Here is a 19,757-nt window from a genome sequence, read left to right on the forward strand (position 1 = left end):
TGAGAAACAGGTGTCTGATTTAATCTTTCCCAACAACCGCAATGACAAGTATAGCAGCGTTTTCGGCGGCAATATTATAAAAACTCATCATGTCTTTTCCTGCTTTGCTGTTTGCATTATCGCTCAGGCTTCGGATAATCAGGAATGGGACATCCTGTTGGTAACATGTCTGTGCAACGGCAGCGCCTTCCATTTCTGTTGCGGCTGCGTCCAGATCTTTTCTTAATCTTTGCGTTGCAGTTTCGGAAGAAACAAATACGTCGCCTGTCACAATAACACCTTTTGTAATGGTTGGAAAGAAACTTCCGTTTTCTCTTTTTACTTTTGAAAATTTGAGTTTTGGAGCGACTGAAATAGCTTTTTGTATCAAAGCAGAATCACAGATAAAAGTGACAGGATTTTCCTGCATCGTGTACGGATTTCTGGTTGGGCGATAAAGCATACCGCCGTCTTCAATCGCACCGTAGTCATGGTAAGTTACTTTTGTTCCAATAACAATATCTCCCGGGAATAACGCCGGATTAATTCCACCTGCAATGCCTGAAAAGACAATTTCTCTTGGTTTGAAATGTTCAATCATGATCGTAGTGGCAATAGCCGCATTTACTTTTCCAATACCTGTTTGCGCCAGTACGATGGATCTGCCGTTTAATATTCCTTTGGAAAAACTGATTTTTGCAATAATGGTATCTTTTTTGTTTTGCATTTTACTTTTCAGCAGTTCAAGTTCAGGAGGAAATGCACCGAGAATACCGGTAACATCCTGAGCTGTGGAAACGACAATTTGGAAGGCAAAAACCAGAGACAGTAATACAGTTTTTTTCATGAATATGTTTTAAAAAATTAAGGCAAGTATTGCAAAAACGTTAATGATCCAAAGCGCGAGGCTGATTTCTTTTGCTCTTCCGGTCGCAATATGAAGTGCTGTCCAACTTAGAAACCCCCAGATAATTCCTTGGGTAATGGAATAAGTAAATGGAATAAGAACCATCGCTAAAAAAGCCGGAAATGCTTCGTGAAGTTGATCCCAGTTTATTTTCACCACAGGTTTCATCATAAATACGCCAACTAAGACGAGTGCCGGAGCCGTGGCAATCGCCGGTATAGCACTGATAAGTGGGGACAAAAAAAGGAAAGGCAAAAATAATATGGCTCCTACAACGGCCGTCAGGCCGGTTTTTCCACCTTGTTCAATACCAACCGCGGATTCAATATAGGCTGTTCCGGGACTGCTTCCGGTAAGTCCGGCTATGGTAGTCGAAAAAGCATCGACGATTAAGGATTTTCGAATATTTCGTGGCTCGCCGTTTTCATCCAAAAGATTGGCAGCTTCGGCTAGTCCTACAAAAGTGGAGAGGCTGTCAAACATATCCGTGAAAACAAAAGCCAGAATAATAGGGGCAAGGCTCCACTTTAAAGAGTTAACAATATCGAGCTGAAACAATAAACTGAAATCTGGCTTGGCTATAATATCATTGATTGTGACAATAGCGTCGGTTCCTCCCCACCATCTTCCGATTGGCCATGCTAAAATACTGGTTAAAAGAATACCGATAAGAATACCTCCTTTTACTTTTCTGATTAGCAAAATCACAGTGATTATTAGTCCGGCAACGAAGGTTAGTGTAGAGGCATTTAATTGTCCCAAACCAACCATCGTTGCCGGATTTACGACTATGAATTTTGCATTGGCAAAACCGATCAGTGTAATAAAAAGGCCTATACCGGAAGCAATTGCATAACGTAAAGGTTTTGGTATTGCTTTAACAATATAGGAGCGGAGATTGAAAACTGAGAGTAAAAGAAAGAAAATACCTGACCAGAAAACCGTCCCCAGTGCTACCTGCCAGCTAAGTTTATCAGTCATCACCGCAGTAAAGGTGAAAAAAGCATTCAATCCCATTCCCGGCGCAACCAGAATCGGATTGTTTGCATATAAACCCATCATCAGACTACTGAAAAAAGAAACCAGAATCGTCGCTGTAAACACAGCCGAAAATGGCATTCCCGTCTGACTTAAAATGGATGGATTGACGACGATAATATAAGCCGTTGCGAGAAACGAAGATAAACCGGCGAGGATTTCTGTGGATAGGGTAGTATTGTGTTTTTTTAATCCGGAAGCGGAAAACATAGTGTCAGGGTTTAATTCAAATATATTGAATACAGCCCGGTTTTAAAAATCGTTGAAACGTTTTATTAGGGTCATTTACCTGCAAATGAAAATAATTAAGTTTGATGTTTGAATTGTTATCAATGAACAAATAATTAATGTAATTCAGATAGGTATTGAAATTCTCAACTATTTTCTTTTTGGATAAAAAAAAGAAAGCCTGTCTTGATTTCTCAAAACAGGCTTTCTTAATTATATTCTCTATTTATTAAAGTGATCTCTTCACTTCACGCAGTTCGAAACTTTCGATGATATCTCCCACTTCAATATCGTTGAAGTTTTTGATACTCAAACCACACTCATAACCGTTTCTAACTTCCTGAACATCGTCTTTATAACGTTTCAGCGAGTCGATTTCTCCGGTTAAAAGTACGATACCGTCACGAACGATACGGATTTTGTTGCTTCGTTTCACGAAACCATCCGTAACATAACATCCGGCAATTGTACCGATGCGGCTGATCTTGAACACTTCACGAATCTCGATATTACCAGTAATAATTTCTTCGATTGTTGGCGCAAGCATACCTGTCATCGCGTCCTTAATCTCGTCAATCGCGCTGTAAATTACAGAGTAGTGACGAATCTCGATTTGATCCTGTTCTGCCATTTTCTTCGCATTTGAAGAAGGACGAACCTGGAATCCTACGATGATCGCATCCGCAGCAATGGCAAGGTTGACATCCGATTCGGAGATCTGTCCTACTGCTTTATGGATGATATTAACCTGAACTTCATTTGTTGAAAGTTGCAATAACGAATCAGAAAGTGCTTCCACAGATCCATCCACGTCACCTTTAATGATCAGGTTAAGCTCACGGAAACTACCGATCGCCTTACGACGGCCAATTTCTTCCAGTGTAATGTGCTTGCGAGTACGAATTGTTTGTTCACGCTGGATCTGCTCACGTTTCACAGCGATGTCACGTGCATCACGTTCGTTTTCAAATACATTGAAACGATCACCCGCTTGCGGCGCACCATTCAAACCAAGTAACTGAACTGGCATAGATGGTCCGGCAGTTTTCAGCTTACGACCAAGATAATCAGTCATCGCTTTAACCTTACCAAAGTGTGCACCTGCCAAAACTACGTCTCCCACTTTCAGAGTACCTGTTTCAACAAGGATCGTTGTAACGTATCCGCGTCCTTTGTCCAAAGATGCTTCTACTACGCTACCGATCGCACGGCGGTTTGGATTTGCTTTAAGTTCAAGTAATTCTGCTTCCAAAAGTACTTTTTCCAAAAGAAGATCAATACCCAAACCTGATTTTGAAGATATTTCCTGAGTCTGGTATTTACCACCCCATTCTTCTACCAATATATTCATGTTGGCAAGTTCTTCACGAATTTTCTCCGTGTTGGCACCTGCTTTATCTACCTTACTGAATGCAAATACGATTGGTACACCTGCAACCTGTGAGTGATTAATCGCCTCACGTGTTTGCGGCATGATACTATCGTCCGCCGCAATTACGATAATTACAACGTCGGTAACTTTCGCTCCACGGGCACGCATCGCTGTAAAGGCTTCGTGACCCGGTGTATCAAGGAATGTAACCTGTTTGCCTGTTTTTGTTTTTACGCTATATGCACCGATGTGCTGGGTGATACCACCTGCTTCACCACTGGCAACGTTTTCTGAACGGATATAATCCAGAAGAGATGTTTTACCGTGATCGACGTGACCCATGATCGTTACGATCGGAGCTCTTTCTATAAGGCTTTCTTCTGTATCAACTTCTTCAACAACATCATTCTGAACCTCTTCCTCTGCTGAGATAAAGGCAACTTCAAATCCGAATTCATCAGCAATAAATGTGATTGCTTCTGCATCCAGACGCTGGTTGATAGAAACGAACATACCCATGCTCATACAAACCGAAATTACTTCCTGAACCGTAACTTCCATTAAAGAAGCCAGGTCGTTTGCTGATACGAATTCTGTTACGCGAAGTACTTTTGTTTCTTCAAGTCCGTCTGCGTTTGGATCATTCTGATCTGCACGGTCGCGGCGGCGTAATCCTTTTCCACGGGTTGCGGTACGGCTGTTACCTCCGCCCATTCTTGCCATTGTGGCTTTGATGTTGTCAGCAACTTCTTTGTCAGAAACTTCTTCTCTTTTTCCGCCTCTTCTGTTGTTGGTGCGGCCTTTATTTGCTGCTGATCCGGCAGAGCTGTTGGTTGCTCCGGCAGTAGTTCCCGTTGCAGGAGGCGTTGTGCCTGGTGCTCCGGTGGCTGGTCTGCTTGGGCCAGAACCTGTGTTTGTGTTAGCCGGACGTGGATTATTAGGGTTATTTCCCTGATAAGGCGTTCTGGTTCTGTCGCGGTTGTTATTATCTCTGTTTCCGGTTGCGCCAGGAGTCGAAGGTGTTCCGGTTCCTGCGGCAGGCGTAGTTGTTGCACCGGCAACAGCTGGTTTCACTTCCGGCGAAGCGCCGTCACGAATACGTTTTCTTTTCCGGCGACGTTTTTTGTCGGTTGCCGAATCGCTTGATGCAACAGGGTCTTTTTTCTTAACCCTGTCCGAAGGCAGTTCAATTTTCCCAATGACCCGAAGACCACGAAGCTGCTCTCCGCGCGCTTCAATCAATTCGGACTCATTGGATTCAGGAGCAACAGCGTTGCTTTCTGGACCCGTTTTGCTTTCAGCAATAGGAGTGATAGGAGGGGTCGTTTCTTTTACAGGAGTTTCCACCGGTTTTGACTCTTCTTTTAGAGTTGGCGGCTTCACTTCGGCAACAGGTTGTACAACCGGCGGTTTTGGTTCCGGTTTTTCAACTACTACCTCTTTTTCAGCAACTATCTCTTTCTTTGGTTGTTCGATTATTATATTTTCAACCGGCGGGGTTACCACAGGCTGTGTTTCTTGCTTAACTTCCTGCGGCACTTCTTTCACAGGTTCCACCGCTTTCACTTCCGGTTTAGGAGTTTCTGCTACTGGCTGCGGCTGTGGTGCAGGCGGGGTTTCAATCTTAACCTCCTGAACAGTTTCCTTTACTGGTTCCGGTTGGGCGGGAGCAGGTCTTTTATTAGCGTCCAGATCAATCTTTCCTACCACCTTGATCCCGGGTAATCTGTTTTCAAAAGCGGAAGGAGCAGGCTCAGCCTTTTCTTCCACCTGAGGTTTTTCTTCAATAGGTTTAGCGGGTGCATTACGGAAGTACAAAATTCCGTCCACATCACTTTTCAGCTTTTCTTCCTTAATTTCAGCAACAGGTTCTGAAGCATTGCTTCTTGGAGTCCATGAGGCTTTGAGGTCATCAGACTTGAAATCTTTCGCAAGAAAGTCAATTTGATCCGAATTAATTTTGGTATTGGGGTTACTTTCCACCTTGTACCCTTTGGCAGACAGATGATCCACGATCGTAGTAATTCCTACGTTCAGGATCCTTGCCACTTGGCTTAGGCGCATCATTTTATCTTCTGCCATATTAGCAATTTGTAGAAAAAAGTTTTTGCATCCGTGGAAATATAAACACTATGTCAATACCTCCACATATTCTTGTAATTATTCAAACTCTTTACGAAGGATATCCAGAATATCTTCGACGGTATTTTCTTCTAAATCTGTCCGTCGAACAAGTTCTTCTTTGTTAAGCGCTAAAACACTTTTAGCGGTATCCAATCCTATTTTGTGCAGTTCACTGATCATCCATGCATCGATTTCATCAGAGAATTCCGAAAGATCTACATCTTCGTCATTATGCTCTTCGATATCACGGAATACATCAATTTCCATACCAACCAGTTTGCCTGCCAGTTTAATATTCTGGCCGCCTTTTCCGATTGCAAGCGAAACCTGATCGGGTTTCAAAAATACCGATACGCGTTTTGCCTCGCGGTCAATCTGCATCGAACTTACTTTTGCCGGACTCAATGCCCTGCTTATAAGCAGTTCAAGATTTTCAGTATAATTGATAACGTCGATGTTCTCATTACCAAGCTCACGAACGATTGAGTGGATTCTTGAACCTTTCATACCCACACACGCTCCAACCGGATCGATGCGGTCATCGTATGATTCAACAGCCACTTTTGCACGCTCACCTGGTTCACGCACTACTCTTCTCACAGCGATAATCCCATCATAAATTTCAGGAATTTCTACTTCAAACAAGCGTTCAAGGAACACAGGAGAAGTTCTGGATAAAGTAATTTTTGGTGTGCCATTATTCATTTCCACTTTATGGATCACCGATTTTACGGATTCTCCTTTACGGAAACGGTCTTTGGAGATTTGCTCTGTACGTGGAAGAGAAAGTTCATTTCCTTCACCGTCCATAATGATTACTTCATGACGCAACGTTTGGTATACTTCACCTGTAATCATTTCGCCCACCTGATCCTTGTATTTTTCGTACATGATCTCCTTCTCCATATCTTTAATTTTCTGGATAAGGGTCTGGCGTGCTGTCTGAACCAGCCTGCGGCCAAATTCAACCAGCTTCACTTCCTCAGCAACTTCTTCACCTACTTCAAAGTCAGTCTGAATTTTCCTGGCTTCTGCAAGAGGTATTTTGTTGTAATCCCAAATATCTTCTGAGTTGTCGTCGACAATTTCACGGGTGCGCCACATTTCAAGGTCACCACTTTCCGGGTTAATGATTACATCAAAATTATCATCAGTGCCGTATTTTTTACGAATCATGGTACGAAACACTTCTTCCAAAACGCTGATCATCGTAGGACGATCAATGTTTTTAGAGCTTGCAAACTCCGCGAATGACTCAATTAATATTCCGCTATCCATTGTTATGCTTAAGAATATTTGCTGATACTAAGTTATACATAATATATAATTTCCTGCAAACCAGATTAATGATTAATCTGAGTTATAAGTTTTTAAACGAGATTTCTACCATTGCTTTCGAGATTTGATCCGTAGGGATATCCCGTTTCAGCAAAGCTTCATCCAAAGGTATTTTTGATTTTTTCTTAGGCTCCGGCAATTGAAGTTTTATTTCATCTTCTTTTGCTTCAATTAACTGACCCGAAATTATCTCTCCTGTTTTTAAAGTCACCTTTAAATTTCTACCCAGGTTTTTCAAATATTGGCGAAGCAGAACCAGAGGCTGATCCAGGCCGGGAGAAGAAACTTCCAGGGTATATGCCTCAGCGAAAACTTCCAGTTCTTCAAGTTGTTTTGCGAGCCTGCGGCTAATGGATGTACATTCCTGAATTGTAATACCTTCGTCTTTATCAACGAGAATGATTACTTTCTGACTTGTTTTAGAAGCCTTAACCTGAATATCCACCAGAAAATAATTGCCTTCCTCCATAAACGGAGCCAGCAAAACTTCCAAATGTTCTTTTATTGTCATGTAAGATGTACTACAAATAAAAAAGGGGATCAAATACCCCCCTCAATCAACCGATCAAACTCGAATTATTATGCAAATGTAAAACTTTTTTATGATTTGTACAAACTCTGAGTGAAGTGTTCTTTATTCAAAGTGTTCCTCTATTTTTGTAAAAGCACTGAAATCATATTGTATTGTGAAAGGATTGAAAGGTTTTTTTTGGTTTTTGTTTAAGTGTTTCGCCGTTTATAGTTTACTGGTTTATGCTTTAACGTTCTGGGTGCCTTCGTCCCACTGGTTGCCGGGGTTTTTAATGATGTCTTTTCCGGTTACGGTGCTGATCAACATTGGCTTTGTAATTTTCTGGTTATTGGTTGATTCAAAAAAAGCGCTGGCCCCGCTGTTTTTAATTTTCCTGTCCGGTATTTTCCTTGACAGAACTTATCAATTCAAGAAAGATGTTATTGATTTAAGTACGAAAGAGAACAAAAAGAAAGTTTTTAAAGTGCTTAATTATAATGTTTTTGGATTCTGGATCAGGCCGGACCATTCCAGAGCCGACGATGCCGAAACTAACAAAATGAAAAAGTGGATCGTTGATCAGGATGCTGATGTACTTTGTATGCCGGAATTTAATAATGAAGATTACAGATCTGATTTCAGAATCGTTGAATTTCTCAGAAAATCGGGGTATCGATATTCTAACATGCTGGATAATAGAAAGATGAAGGATGGGACAACTTTTAAAACATTGGCCATGTTTTCAAGATATCCCATTATAAATCATAAGGAAAATCCTACCGAGGCACAGAACGGACTTATGTATATTGATATTGCAGTTGGAAAAGATACGCTCAGAGTGGTGGGTGTGCATCTGTATTCGATGTCGTTAAGGCTTTCAAAACTGGTTAGCCAGAAGGAAATGTCCGGTATCAAAAAAGAGACAAGGGGAACGTTATCGCAAATGAAAAAGGGATTTATTGCCAGGGTATCGGAGACGAAAATTCTTGAAAAATGGATTAAAGAATCTCCCTATGCAATAATTTTATGTGGTGATTTTAACGAAACGCCTTATAGTTATGTTTATGGAAAATGCAGGAAATTATTAAATAATGCTTTTGAAACAAGGGGAGAAGGGTTTGGTTTTTCATTCAACCACCTTCCTTATTTTATTCGCATCGATAATCAGTTTTATGATGATAAAAAACTGGACGCACGTGATTTTAAGACTTTTAACAAAATAAAATATTCCGATCACTACCCTTGTCTGGGTACGTACCAGTTCAAAATATAGACTGATAAGCAGAACTTTTAGCAACGTATAAAGAAAGGGGTTGGAGGCCAATATAGCTTCCAACCCCTTTCTTTGTATTTTAAACCTCTTCGGTTCAGTGCTGGAAAGTAATTCCCATGCTATCCAGTTCCTCTGCTGAAACGGCTGGTGGCCAGATACCCTTTTCGAGCTTACTCTTCACCAGTCCCGCAGTTTTCAGCGCCTCTTCTTCTGATTTAAACCCTGCATTGCCTTGCACGCCGGGAATAAACTTTTGCTCGATTACAGGAATTGTATCCTGGTATATCCGATATCCCCATTCCGCTGAATCCAGCGGAATGGCAGCTACCTTGAAATTGCGAAGACCTTCGCTGTCAGAGCTTATTTTATCACCTTTGTGGAAAAATAAATAAGCTGCACCAGCGAAGGCCAAAATGCAAATCAGAGCAATTTTTATGATTGACTTTTTCGTCACGTCTTAGTTAACGTTGTCGTCGTCGTCATTCACAGCAGTTGGGTCAAAACCCCAAAAGTCGTCAAAACGGCTTGAACCGGAAAGGCCTGTACCAAAATAACCAATGTTGTTTACTACAAAACCGGCTGCATAACCACGTGCCGATGGGAAAGGTGTTTTTTCCAACCAGATATCTGTAGTTGGGTCATATTCCCAAACATCTGAGTTACCTGCACCACCTACGATATAACCAAGATTGTTAATAACGAATGTGAATGCACTTGAACGAAAGGTCGGAAATGTACCATTATCATCGTTAAATACAGTTTTCTGAGTCCACAAGCCTTTTCCTCCGTTACCTGCCGGTTCGAACTGGTACAAATCTCTTACGTTTGTTCCTGAGTTATTCGTACCAAAACCTACGTAAGCAATAGCACCAATGGTGAAGGTTGATGCACCTCTTCTTTTGCCACCAAGGAAAGTAGCCATTTCCGTCCATGTATCGGTAGCTGCGTTGTATTTGTATACATCCTGAAAATAACCAGCACTGCTAAAGCCCAGGCCTACATAACCATTATCACCAACCGTGAACGCTGAAGCGTACTGACGTGGAACACCAGGAAAGTCAGCAATTGCTTTCCAGGTATTGGTAGAAGGCGTATATTGATAAAAATCTTTTTTATAACCGTTGTCTATTGTAGTAATACCGTCATATCCTGTTCCGACGTACGCTTTTCCTCCTGAAACGAATGCAACCGCATCATTTCTTGTAGTACCTGTAAATGGGGCAACCTGAGACCAGATTTTCGCTCCAGCGTCAAACGACCAGAAATCTTTTGCTCTTGCAACACTCTCACTTGTATAACCTGTACCAATGTACCCGATGTTGTTGATCAAGAAGCTTACTGCTCCGTTACGCGGCGAACCACCAAAAGAAGGGACACCTTTTTTGTACCAATTTCCTACTTTATCAGGATCGCTGTCGTTGTTACATCCGAATTGAAATAACGCGGTTGAAGCGATTAAAAGGGTTAACGATGACTTTTTTAAGGTATTAAACATGGAAAAAATTCTGGTTTGACTAATTAATACAAATGAATACAAAAATCGAAGTAGACTAACGATAAAAAAAATAATTGCGATGAATTGGCCGATTGTGTAGATGAAGACACGTTTGGACCAAATTTACTGCAAACATAACATCTTGTTATTGCTTAGAGAAATTATATATTTACTTTTTGCCGAAAAGTTTCATAATAGCCATCACTGATCGGTACGGTATTGGCTCCTATTTTGATGCGCTGGCTCCTTATTATGTCTATTTTATCGATGGAAACAATATAAGATTTATGCACCCTGAAGAACTGATTTCCGGGTAATTTCTCTTCCAAAGCCTTCATGGTCATCCTTGTGACGACGGGGTTTATCTGACTGACAAAATAAATTTTCAGGTAATCTTTGAGTCCCTCCACGTACGTCACATCCGAGAGTTTTATTTTTACCAAAGCGTAATCCGAGGTTACAAATAAATATTCCTGACTGGCTGACGGCTCATCCAACGGATAATTTCTCCTGTCACGCAGACTTAAAAGACTGAAAAGCTCATAAGCCTTATCAGCCGCTTTCCTGAAACGTTCCTTGTTTAAGGGCTTCAGCAAATAGTCCAGCACACTCAGGTTAAAAGCTTCTAACGCAAAATGTCCTTCTTTTGTTGTGATAATAACCCGGGTACTGTAAGAAATGCTTTCTAAAAATTTAAGCCCTGAAATACCTGAATTTTCAATGTCTAAAAATAGAAGGTCTACTTTTTGCGTTCTAAGAATATCGACAGCATCCTCTGAGCTTTTGAATGCACCCGAAAGTTCAAAAAAAGGAATGCTGTTAATGTGTTGACTTAAAATTTCTAAATCAGGCTTATTACTATCAATTACAATACAATTAATCTTCCTCATATGTACTTTAAAACGCAATTTCGGATGTAATATATAGCTATACGAGCGAACTGGCAATTTTGTTGCATTTATTTTTGGTCTACACATTTTGCCTGTTTGTCTAATTCCTTTTGTTATTCAGGTTTATATCTGATATTTTTGCATTTTTACTGTTCTTGCGCTAAATGAAATTGATTCGTTATTTTTCTAAAAGGGTTTTCACGCCGGTTTCCACCGTTTTTGCCGGCTTATATTTGTGCATATCAATGTCAGGCTGTCAATGGGGCGACGAAGTCGTTGCTCTTAAGCAGCAGAATCCCGATGATTTCATGGTTTTGTTTTCCGATACCAGTCTTGTGAAGCTGACAACGGTGGCAATGGATTCTGTCATGACGGGGTCTTCATCGCGCATGTTGGTAGGGCGATACGTAGATCCGTATTTTGGTAAAATGCAGGCGGCCGCTTTTTTTCAGCCAGCATTTGTAAGTGCTTTGGGTATTCCTGATCTTGCTGTGTACGATTCACTCGTTTTTAAGGTGCCGTATGATAAATATTATTATGGTGATACAACGAAGGTTTCAAATTTTTCTCTGTATCCGCTAACTCAGGATATAACGCTGACGAGTTCGTTCTCAAATTTTAGTACCACGCCATTTGATGCAACTCCGCTTGGGAAAAAAAGTTTCGCTCCAACCCCGACAAGTGTTACACAGGCTGTAAGATTTAAATTGTCTGATGTTCTGGGGAAAAAGATTTTTGATTTAAGCGTTGCCAATCTTTTGACGTCAAATGAACAGTGGCTAGAGGTACTAAAAGGACTTGTGCTTATGTCAGATGCCAAAGACAACGGTTCGGTAGTAGGGTTCCAAAGTTTTAGTGACAGCACAGTAATAGAACTTCATTATCATACAGAACAACAAGATGGAGTTACCAGAGGCGTTGGGACGTTTAAGGTACAAGCAGAGTATAACCAAATTTTGGGAGATAGATCTGCTACAAATCTTGCGAAATTACCATTACTTAACAGCAGAAATTCATTGCCATCAGAACAGTCCGGAAATCAAGGGTATATACAGGGAGGTACAGGCATAATGCTAAGAGCTGATTTTCCAACTGTAAGAAATCTCAAATATGTTCAATATTCAGTGCCAAACAGGGCATTTTTGAGAGTTACGCCCTTGCAACGTTCTATGGAATATCCGTATGCACCGCCCCAAACCTTGCATGTGTTTCTGGTCGATAAATTCAATCAGTTTTATAGATCCGGAGGATTTCCAATTGGTTTGTCTGATCTTGCGAGCAAAGTTGTTACCGGAACTTTTATCAACGACATGATCAATAACAAGCAATATTACCTTTTTGATGTAAGTGGCCAATTCACTACGATTCTTGCAAGTGCATCAGAAGAAACCAATGGGTTGATGTTTGTGACTTCGGCACTGAATGGTGACCAGGGAAGAAGCTCATCTTTTCCAGAACTTAATAGCGAGTTTTCAAAAGGACTGACGCGTCTTGTAGTGGGAGATCAGCTACATCCAAGTGAGCCAGGTGTTAAGTTGGAATTGTATTACACAACGTACAAGGCGCCATAAAATTGATTTGATTAAGAATATCCAAAAATAAATAAAATTCCAGGTTAAAGTTTTCAGAAATCTGATTCTTTAATCTGGAATTTTTTATTTGGTAATGTATTAAAATTCAGTGTTTTTTTATTTTGTTGAAATACTAAGAGAAAGCTCTTGTTTTTCTATTCCTTCAATACTTTTCTTACAGTTACTTCCCCGTTTTCTCCCGTAATCCTGATAAAATATAAACCTTTTAAATACTTGTTAAAGCTTAATTGGTTAACCAACCCGGCATGCAGGCCCGCTTTGCCGGATTCAAAAACTTTTTTACCGGAAATATTAAAGATTTCCACTTTTTGAGATTCCGGCAGATTAGTCCGGATAAATAATTGATCGCTTACAGGGTTCGGATAAACCGTTACGGCATTTTGCAGATCGTCAAAATTTATACCAGCCATGCGACTGTATGCAAACGAGCCGTCTTTATCAATCATTTTTAACCGGTAAAGATTTTCTCCGTTAACAGGATTTGGATGCAGGTAAGAATAATGCATCACCGTAGTGCTTTCTCCTCTGGCTGCAACAGTACCCAGCACCTGCCAGGTTTTTGCAGCATTATTGCTGTATTGTATTTCAAAACGATCACTTTCTGTCTCCGAAGCGGTACTCCATAAAAGCTGCGCAGCGGGTAATAAGTTATCCGTAATTTTCTTTTTTACCTCAAAACTGATCAGTGTAACCGGAAGTGCCGAGCAGGCTGAACTCACTTCCGAAATTGATGCGCAACCGGCATTGTTATTTTCAATAATCGTATTTTCAGCAGTACTACTTATTAAAAAGGTACAAATTGGCTGTATGGCACAAATTTGCAAAAGCGTGTTATCTGATATATTGAGGTCTCCGGGAATACCCGAGAGTTTGGAAAGAGCACTGATATCTGTAAGTGCTTCATTACTCGAAATAGTTAAATCACCAGAAATAGTTGTCAGATTTTCAAGGCCATTTAAGCTGGTTAATAATGGATTGCCTACGATGCCTATATTCGTTATTCCGGTAGTGAGTTTTTCAATTCCTGTTAAATCAGTTAACGTCACATTTCCTTCAATCAATAGGAAACCGCCTATTGTTGTAAGATTATCAAGACCATTGAGATTTGTGATACCTGAGATTCCGACAAGTGTAAAGTCGCCCCCAACCGTGGTCAATGCTTTTAGGCCTTCCAGCGATGTAAGCGGACTTACAAGTATTGTCATCGCATCTCCAGCTGTAGTCAATTTTGAAAGGCTGCCGATATCGGCCAAAACGGGATTGTATAAAAATGAGATTTTTCCATCGACGGAGGTAAGGTTATCTAATCCATCAACTGAAATTATTGCAGGATTAAAGGTAACGGAAAGGTCTCCTTTTATTTCAGTAACACTGCTCAGGCCATTCAAATCCAGAAGATTTGTATTATTATCGACAAACAAACCATTAATAACAGTAAGCTTGTCCAGGCCGGCGAAATGGAGAAGGTTGTCGTTGTGGGTAATATAAATTTCGTAGGTAACAGCTTCCAGCGCCCCAAGGCCAGTTAAATTAACCAGAGCATTATTCTTGCTGATAGTAAGCACTCTGCCAACCGAGGTAATTTTGGCAAGTCCGGTAAGATCTTGCAAACTGATATTTTCAAGTATAGTCAAATCATCAGAAACCGAAGTAATATTGTGTAGTCCGGCTAATGAAAGTAATGCCGGATTGGTATCAATAATCAAACCGCCGCCGAGCGTCGTGATGCTGCTAAATGCAGAAATGTCTGTTAGTAAAGGATTGGTTGAAACATAAATTCCAAACACAGAGGTTAAAGATGTGATTCCATTCAGGCTTGTTAAGGCTGCGTTATCTGCAATAAGAAAAGTGCCTCCGGTAGAAGCGAGTTTATCCAATCCGGACAAATTTGTAAGCAGTGGATTAGTAACTACACTCAGGCCTTTTCCAACTGTGACAATATTTCCCAGGCCTGTTAAGCTGGTCAAAGCCGGATTCTCTTCAATATCCAGCTCTCCTCCAACGGAAGCGATTTCATTTAGTCCATCCAGGCTTGCAAGTAATGGATTGTCAATTATAGTAAGGTCTCCCGTTATTGTGGCAACAAAGTCCAGCAGTGAAAGATCTGTAATATCGGGACCTTCAATAGTTAAATTGCCTTTTATTTCAGCTGTGACACAAGTACAATTCGCTTCCCGGAAATCTGTTATAGCTTGTTGTGAATTTAGGGTTATATCGCTTTGCAGAACGCATTGACCAGCAGCGGAAAGAGATAAAAAAAGAAATGCAAAGAGCGCGTAAAGTTTTATCATTTGTTGAGTTTATATTATAATTTATTAAAGGTATAAATATTTAAGATTCTCCCGGAAACTCTCCATCCAAATAATACCAGGAATCATTTTCAAACACAAATTCAGATTTCTCATGATGTATCTGATTTTTACCTTTTCTGTCTTTGAAGGACGCCTTAAATTCAACAATAAATTCACCTGAATTGACAATTTCGAGTTGCTGCCAGACATTGGTTTTGGCCCATTCTTCGATTTCTTTTCTTACCAAAGTCTGTCTTTTTGAAGGATGGGTTGTTTCTATGATGTAGTCAATTGCATGAGTAACATAGGCAGAATAGCGTGAGCGCATAAGTTTTTCAGCAGAATCTGCCTTGAGTCCTTTGATGATGGGGCCACAGCAGCCGGAAAATGGTTTGTTGGCTCCGCAAAAGCATTTTTTCATAGTAATTTCTAAAATTTTACGATTGGGTTTTATAGATATAATTTCTCAAAAGTAAGCGTTAAACACTACGGGACCGTCGCAAACTTCTATGTAAACTTAATAGAAGAAAATAATTCTCTCATTTTTAATTAAAAGCAGATACTTGAAAGTAAAAAGCATTATGGATCGGGATTCAGGAATTATTAGCAAACCGCAGATGAAAGTCAGTGTAAATTCCATGGTTTTCAGGCAGGGAATTTACACTGACTTTGTAATAAACAGTGTATTGTTAATTTGTTATTTGTGAATTCAAATCATTTTTTTCCAAATAACAACAGCAGTAATGTCTCCTCCATTGGTAGTATTTCTGACAATGTATTTTAACTCGTTGTTTGATAAAGTGTAAAACCGTTCCTGGACTGTTCCTTCCCAATTGGGGTAAAATGCATTTTCAACATAAAAGGTTATCGTTTTTTCGTCCTTGTTGATTTTGTAGGTGCCAAAGTGGGAATTATTTCCTTTCACGAGTGCTGCATTTTCTTCTGGCGTTGCTTTGTTTTTGTCTCCTGCTTCCACTTTGGGGCGCGATGCTTTTAATATCTGAATAGCATAGTTTCCGCTTTTATCAAAGACGAGCAATCCTTTGGGTGAAATACCATAAGGAAGTGTTTTGCTACCATCCGGATTGATATTTTCGACTGTCACAAGAGTCCACAAACCGGTCAGGTCAGTGCTGTCCGGGGTTGAATTGTTTTGCGGTTTACCTGCAAAGGCATGGATCATTATTGTTAAAAATCCTGTAAGTAAAATAAGCTTTTTCATGTAGCAATTATTTAAATCTGATTTATTTGACTGGCAAAATTATACAAGTAAATGATTGCTACATTTGTACAAACTCTCACTAATTCTGTACAATTATGTCTGTTCAAACCCGGGTGCTTTATCAGCCATTTGAAATTGAATACAGGGAATTGGTCACTTTTTCGTCAAAATATTACCGGAACAATTACTTTACGCTCATTTATATTCTCGATGGTACAGGAATTCAGTTAGTCAATAATCACAGGTTTAATTATCGCAAGGGGAATCTTTTTTTGATTACGCCACAGGACACTTTTTCTTTTGATATCAGCATTCCAACAAAGTTCTTTTTTCTAAGTTTTGACGCTTCTTATATCAAACTGAACAAAGATCATGATTGGGTTGAACGAATGGATTTTATCCTTAATAATGCAAGCCACAGGCCTGGCTGTATTCTGAAAAATAGGGTTGATAAACCATTGATTGCGTCACTGGTTGAGAATATTGTGCAGGAGCAAAACAACCAGCAGCTATATCACAGTAAAATAACAGAGACGATTGTGCAAACGATTATTCTGGTAGTAGCGAGAAATATTGCATTGAAACTCCCCAAAAATATAAAGGAAAATACGGGCGAAGCGGTTTTGGATATATTGCATTATATACAGGAAAATATATTTACACCTGACCGTTTGAAGGTCGGGGAAATGTGTTCAAATCTCGGAATTTCCGTAAGTTATCTGGGGAAATATTTTAAGAAACAAACAGGGGAAACTTTACAGCAATATATAATTAATTACAAGCTAAGACTGGTGGAAATGAGACTTTTGCATAGTGATATGCGGATCAATGAAATTGTATTTGAGCTAAACTATACAGATGAAAGTCATTTAAACCGTTTGTTTAAAAAATATAAGGGAATTAATCCATCAGAATTTCGCAGAGTGCAAAGTGTCGCCAATCAACCAGGGAAAATATAAGAAAACCGGAATAATGTAAATCTTTGATCATGTTTTGGGTGAAAATTAAAAGAGCTGCGCTTACCTGAATTAATTCGGTTAAGCATAGCTCTTTTAATTATAACGCGACAATTTTACAACACAATTATTTGCTTGGATATGTTGATTCCTGCCGCTTTGATGCGTAGTATGTATTTGCCGGACGAAAGGTTATTTACATGTACTTTAACGCGGCTTTTCATGTCCTGGGTTTGAGAGATCATGATTCTTCCGTAAAGGTCATATACTATTATTTCCGCATTTTCAACATCTTCGCGAGATTCCACATAAATATCGTCACGAGCACCTGGATTTGGGTAAACAATAAAATCGGAATCTCCGTCAGTAACAACTTCCAGGTCATTGGAATACGGCGAATAGCAGGTCAGTACATTGTTTCCCAAAGTAAAAGTTTGAAATGCTCTTGCAGCATAAGTGCCTTTAATATTTGTTTTGATTGTGTTGGTTGCAGATGCTTCAAGTATTTCATTATCACGCTTCCAGTTGTAAGATTCATACGTGCCAGTCTCATTAATTGTTGCAGTGGCCGTGAATGGTCCTGATTTAGCAATAACCGGGGTGGGTATTTGCGGACGAATTAACAGAGATGAAGCAGTAGAATTGTCCGATACACAGCCAAGTACGTTTTGTCCGTTTACGAAATAGGTGCCAGCTTCTGTAACATTGATGGCGGATCCTGTCGAAAGTGAATTATTGTTGCCTTGTTTGTACCAGCTATATTGATCAGTTCCCGGATTAATAGAAAAGGTAAATGCAGAATCTGAACATTCCTGCTGTGATCCGGATTGCAGAATGGTTGGTGTTGCAGGTTTTATAGCACCTGTGATGGTAATTTTTTGAGACCGCAGTGTGTTTCCGTAAGCATCTCTAAGTTTGGCATAGTACACGCCTGGGCTGGACACGTTGATGGACCTGCCGCCTTCCGTGCTCGAATTCCCGTTCACCTCCTTGGTCCAGGAATAGTTGAGGTAGCCGTCCGGTAAAGTCAGGTTGACGGAAGTATTGTTGGGTGCACAAACGCTGGTGATTTTGGCTTCATCTGTAATCGCAACCGGCGTAACTGTTGAAAAAAAATTAATAGTCAGCGCGTCATTCCAGGCATTCGCAAGTACTGTCAATGCGTTAGTCCCATAAAAATGGGTGCCATCGGCACGCGTGGCAGGCAAATTGTCCGTAGCCGGGCCTGGATAAGCAATTCCCGGCAAATCATTAATTACCGCATTCTGGGCATCAATGATGGGTTGAAAAACACTGTTGCTTGCATAAGAAGTCCGTGCAATAACCCAGGGAATTTGTTTGTTTACATCTGATGCAAGTTTGGAGATCACAAATTTTAAACGCGATCTGTAATCTTCAAAACTCATTTTGACCGGATCATTATCCGATTCCCCTTGCATCCACAGGATCGTCCGGGCACCATATTGTTTTACGTAATATTGTAACGCCAGTCTCAGATTCCCATAGGGCATCTGGGAAGGCAGAATGAATGTATGATCTGTGTATACCGAATACGTTGGGATATTCTGGCTGCTTTCTACCCAGTTTATAATGGAAGTTCCGCTCCAGGCGGTATTGACAAACATAACCGGAACATTCAATTTTTTGACAAGTAAATCCCCCAAAATTCCCCAGCACCAGCTCCCGTGGCCACGTGGCCCCATTACCTCTTCGGTGCTGTTTAGTTGTTTAAAAGTTGGGTAAGCCAAATCCTGTGTATTATTATTGTCTTCATTGTTATCAGCAACATAGTTGACCCTATCCTCGGATGCTCCTGGTGGCAGCGCGTTAGAATAACCATGATCGATCATCCCCTGCGCGTTGGATTGTCCGGAAATAATAAATACCTCACCAACACCTGTCCGGGAAATTGTCGCGGAATTTCCTATTAAAACTCCGTTTTTAGAGCCTCTTACTTCCAGTTTGTACCAGCCACCAGTTAGCCGGAGTGTGCCGCTGAAAACGCCTCCCGAAGGTTTATCCTGTAAAGTAGTCCAGTTTATTTCTGTTCCCTGATTTGCAGCTACCGGTGTGGCATGCACTTCAATTTTATCCATGGCTAAGGCATAACTGCCGCTGATTGTGACCGTAGCAGAACCATTAAGTTCCCGTTGGTAAACGGAACGTTCGAGGGGTGCGGTCAAACTAATCTGTGCATTGACACATACCGGGGTTAACAAAAAAAACATCCATTTCAATGAAACGCAAAGGGTTTTTAAACTTTTACTCACTTTATCTTGATTTATTGATGTTTACCTCCGTAAAAGGTAAATGATTATTGACAAAAATATCGCGGAGAAATTAATCCTGCAATTTGAATTATTATTTTTTTGCCCGTGAACACGAAATGACCTGCAAATTATTTTTATAAGCTAATCAGAATCTGAAAGGTCTCTACTTAAAGACGGGAAACAGAGAAATTGTAACTAATGCTAACGGATAAATCTTTTGGTCATAAATTTTACAAATATCTGTTAATTTTCTTAAGACTGATGCACCATT

Annotated in this window: 15 protein-coding genes; 3 read left to right on the forward strand and 12 right to left on the reverse strand. The window is 40.3% G+C overall.

Annotated elements, in window-relative coordinates; translation table 11 throughout:
* Positions 1-19 precede the first annotated feature (19 nt).
* The 5 genes from FDK13_RS19165 to rimP all read right to left on the reverse strand — a co-directional run bounded on the left by FDK13_RS19165 (position 20) and on the right by rimP (position 7,497).
* Positions 20-826, reverse strand: a complete 807-nt coding sequence (locus FDK13_RS19165; protein WP_137341627.1) for a 5'-methylthioadenosine/adenosylhomocysteine nucleosidase — start codon at positions 824-826, stop codon at positions 20-22.
* Between the two features lie 9 nt (positions 827-835).
* Positions 836-2,134 (reverse strand): NCS2 family permease, encoded by a 1,299-nt coding sequence (locus tag FDK13_RS19170; protein ID WP_137341628.1) that lies wholly within the window; start codon positions 2,132-2,134, stop codon positions 836-838.
* A gap of 247 nt (positions 2,135-2,381) precedes the next feature.
* Entirely contained in the window at positions 2,382-5,606 is a 3,225-nt protein-coding gene (infB, locus tag FDK13_RS19175; protein ID WP_137341629.1) for a translation initiation factor IF-2, read from the reverse strand.
* A gap of 78 nt (positions 5,607-5,684) precedes the next feature.
* Entirely contained in the window at positions 5,685-6,926 is a 1,242-nt protein-coding gene (gene nusA / locus FDK13_RS19180; protein ID WP_137341630.1) for a transcription termination factor NusA, read from the reverse strand.
* Positions 6,927-7,008: 82 nt separating this feature from the next.
* Entirely contained in the window at positions 7,009-7,497 is a 489-nt protein-coding gene (rimP, locus tag FDK13_RS19185) for a ribosome maturation factor RimP (protein WP_137341631.1), read from the reverse strand.
* Positions 7,498-7,672: 175 nt separating this feature from the next.
* On the opposite strand from rimP, the gene FDK13_RS19190 reads away from it, so the two are divergent.
* On the forward strand, positions 7,673-8,770 hold the full coding sequence (locus FDK13_RS19190; protein ID WP_137341632.1) for an endonuclease/exonuclease/phosphatase family protein: 1,098 nt from the start codon (positions 7,673-7,675) through the stop codon (positions 8,768-8,770).
* 94 nt (positions 8,771-8,864) lie between these two features.
* Here FDK13_RS19190 and FDK13_RS19195 read toward each other — a convergent pair whose 3' ends face one another.
* From FDK13_RS19195 to FDK13_RS19205, 3 genes are all read right to left on the reverse strand, one after another.
* Positions 8,865-9,224: a DUF4907 domain-containing protein gene (locus FDK13_RS19195; RefSeq protein WP_137341633.1), complete on the reverse strand. Its 360-nt coding sequence runs from the start codon at positions 9,222-9,224 to the stop codon at positions 8,865-8,867.
* A gap of 3 nt (positions 9,225-9,227) precedes the next feature.
* Complete coding sequence (locus FDK13_RS19200) at positions 9,228-10,265, reverse strand: Kelch repeat-containing protein (protein WP_137341634.1); 1,038 nt, start codon at positions 10,263-10,265, stop codon at positions 9,228-9,230.
* Between the two features lie 161 nt (positions 10,266-10,426).
* Entirely contained in the window at positions 10,427-11,155 is a 729-nt protein-coding gene (locus FDK13_RS19205; RefSeq protein ID WP_170982847.1) for a LytR/AlgR family response regulator transcription factor, read from the reverse strand.
* Between the two features lie 164 nt (positions 11,156-11,319).
* On the opposite strand from FDK13_RS19205, the gene FDK13_RS19210 reads away from it, so the two are divergent.
* Entirely contained in the window at positions 11,320-12,726 is a 1,407-nt protein-coding gene (locus tag FDK13_RS19210; RefSeq protein WP_137341636.1) for a DUF4270 family protein, read from the forward strand.
* Between the two features lie 155 nt (positions 12,727-12,881).
* Here FDK13_RS19210 and FDK13_RS19215 read toward each other — a convergent pair whose 3' ends face one another.
* The 3 genes from FDK13_RS19215 to FDK13_RS19225 all read right to left on the reverse strand — a co-directional run bounded on the left by FDK13_RS19215 (position 12,882) and on the right by FDK13_RS19225 (position 16,260).
* On the reverse strand, positions 12,882-15,038 hold the full coding sequence (locus FDK13_RS19215) for a T9SS type A sorting domain-containing protein (RefSeq protein ID WP_137341637.1): 2,157 nt from the start codon (positions 15,036-15,038) through the stop codon (positions 12,882-12,884).
* A 40-nt stretch (positions 15,039-15,078) separates the two neighbouring features.
* Complete coding sequence (locus tag FDK13_RS19220) at positions 15,079-15,459, reverse strand: YchJ family protein (protein WP_137341638.1); 381 nt, start codon at positions 15,457-15,459, stop codon at positions 15,079-15,081.
* Positions 15,460-15,747: 288 nt separating this feature from the next.
* The gene (locus FDK13_RS19225; RefSeq protein ID WP_137341639.1) at positions 15,748-16,260 is read right to left on the reverse strand and encodes a lipocalin-like domain-containing protein; all 513 of its coding nucleotides are present in this window, start codon (positions 16,258-16,260) and stop codon (positions 15,748-15,750) included.
* A 95-nt stretch (positions 16,261-16,355) separates the two neighbouring features.
* On the opposite strand from FDK13_RS19225, the gene FDK13_RS19230 reads away from it, so the two are divergent.
* On the forward strand, positions 16,356-17,219 hold the full coding sequence (locus FDK13_RS19230; protein WP_137341640.1) for an AraC family transcriptional regulator: 864 nt from the start codon (positions 16,356-16,358) through the stop codon (positions 17,217-17,219).
* Positions 17,220-17,332: 113 nt separating this feature from the next.
* Here the strand turns inward: FDK13_RS19230 and FDK13_RS19235 are convergent, their stop codons facing one another.
* Entirely contained in the window at positions 17,333-19,486 is a 2,154-nt protein-coding gene (locus FDK13_RS19235) for a sialate O-acetylesterase (RefSeq protein WP_137341641.1), read from the reverse strand.
* Positions 19,487-19,757: the final 271 nt, after the last annotated feature.

The sequence above is a fragment of the Dyadobacter frigoris genome, from assembly GCF_005280585.1.
GTDB lineage: Bacteria > Bacteroidota > Bacteroidia > Cytophagales > Spirosomataceae > Dyadobacter > Dyadobacter frigoris.

Excerpts from the sequence above, each read along its gene's own strand:
- FDK13_RS19220 (WP_137341638.1), bottom strand. The coding sequence starts at position 15,459 with ATGAAAAAATGCTTTTGCGGAGCCAACAAACCATTTTCCGGCTGCTGT.
- FDK13_RS19215 (WP_137341637.1), bottom strand. The coding sequence starts at position 15,038 with ATGATAAAACTTTACGCGCTCTTTGCATTTCTTTTTTTATCTCTTTCC.
- nusA (WP_137341630.1), bottom strand. The coding sequence starts at position 6,926 with ATGGATAGCGGAATATTAATTGAGTCATTCGCGGAGTTTGCAAGCTCT.
- infB (WP_137341629.1), bottom strand. The coding sequence starts at position 5,606 with ATGGCAGAAGATAAAATGATGCGCCTAAGCCAAGTGGCAAGGATCCTG.
- FDK13_RS19165 (WP_137341627.1), bottom strand. The coding sequence starts at position 826 with ATGAAAAAAACTGTATTACTGTCTCTGGTTTTTGCCTTCCAAATTGTC.
- FDK13_RS19200 (WP_137341634.1), bottom strand. The coding sequence starts at position 10,265 with ATGTTTAATACCTTAAAAAAGTCATCGTTAACCCTTTTAATCGCTTCA.
- FDK13_RS19225 (WP_137341639.1), bottom strand. The coding sequence starts at position 16,260 with ATGAAAAAGCTTATTTTACTTACAGGATTTTTAACAATAATGATCCAT.
- rimP (WP_137341631.1), bottom strand. The coding sequence starts at position 7,497 with ATGACAATAAAAGAACATTTGGAAGTTTTGCTGGCTCCGTTTATGGAG.
- FDK13_RS19170 (WP_137341628.1), bottom strand. The coding sequence starts at position 2,134 with ATGTTTTCCGCTTCCGGATTAAAAAAACACAATACTACCCTATCCACA.
- FDK13_RS19205 (WP_170982847.1), bottom strand. The coding sequence starts at position 11,155 with ATGAGGAAGATTAATTGTATTGTAATTGATAGTAATAAGCCTGATTTA.
- FDK13_RS19230 (WP_137341640.1), top strand. The coding sequence starts at position 16,356 with ATGTCTGTTCAAACCCGGGTGCTTTATCAGCCATTTGAAATTGAATAC.
- FDK13_RS19210 (WP_137341636.1), top strand. The coding sequence starts at position 11,320 with ATGAAATTGATTCGTTATTTTTCTAAAAGGGTTTTCACGCCGGTTTCC.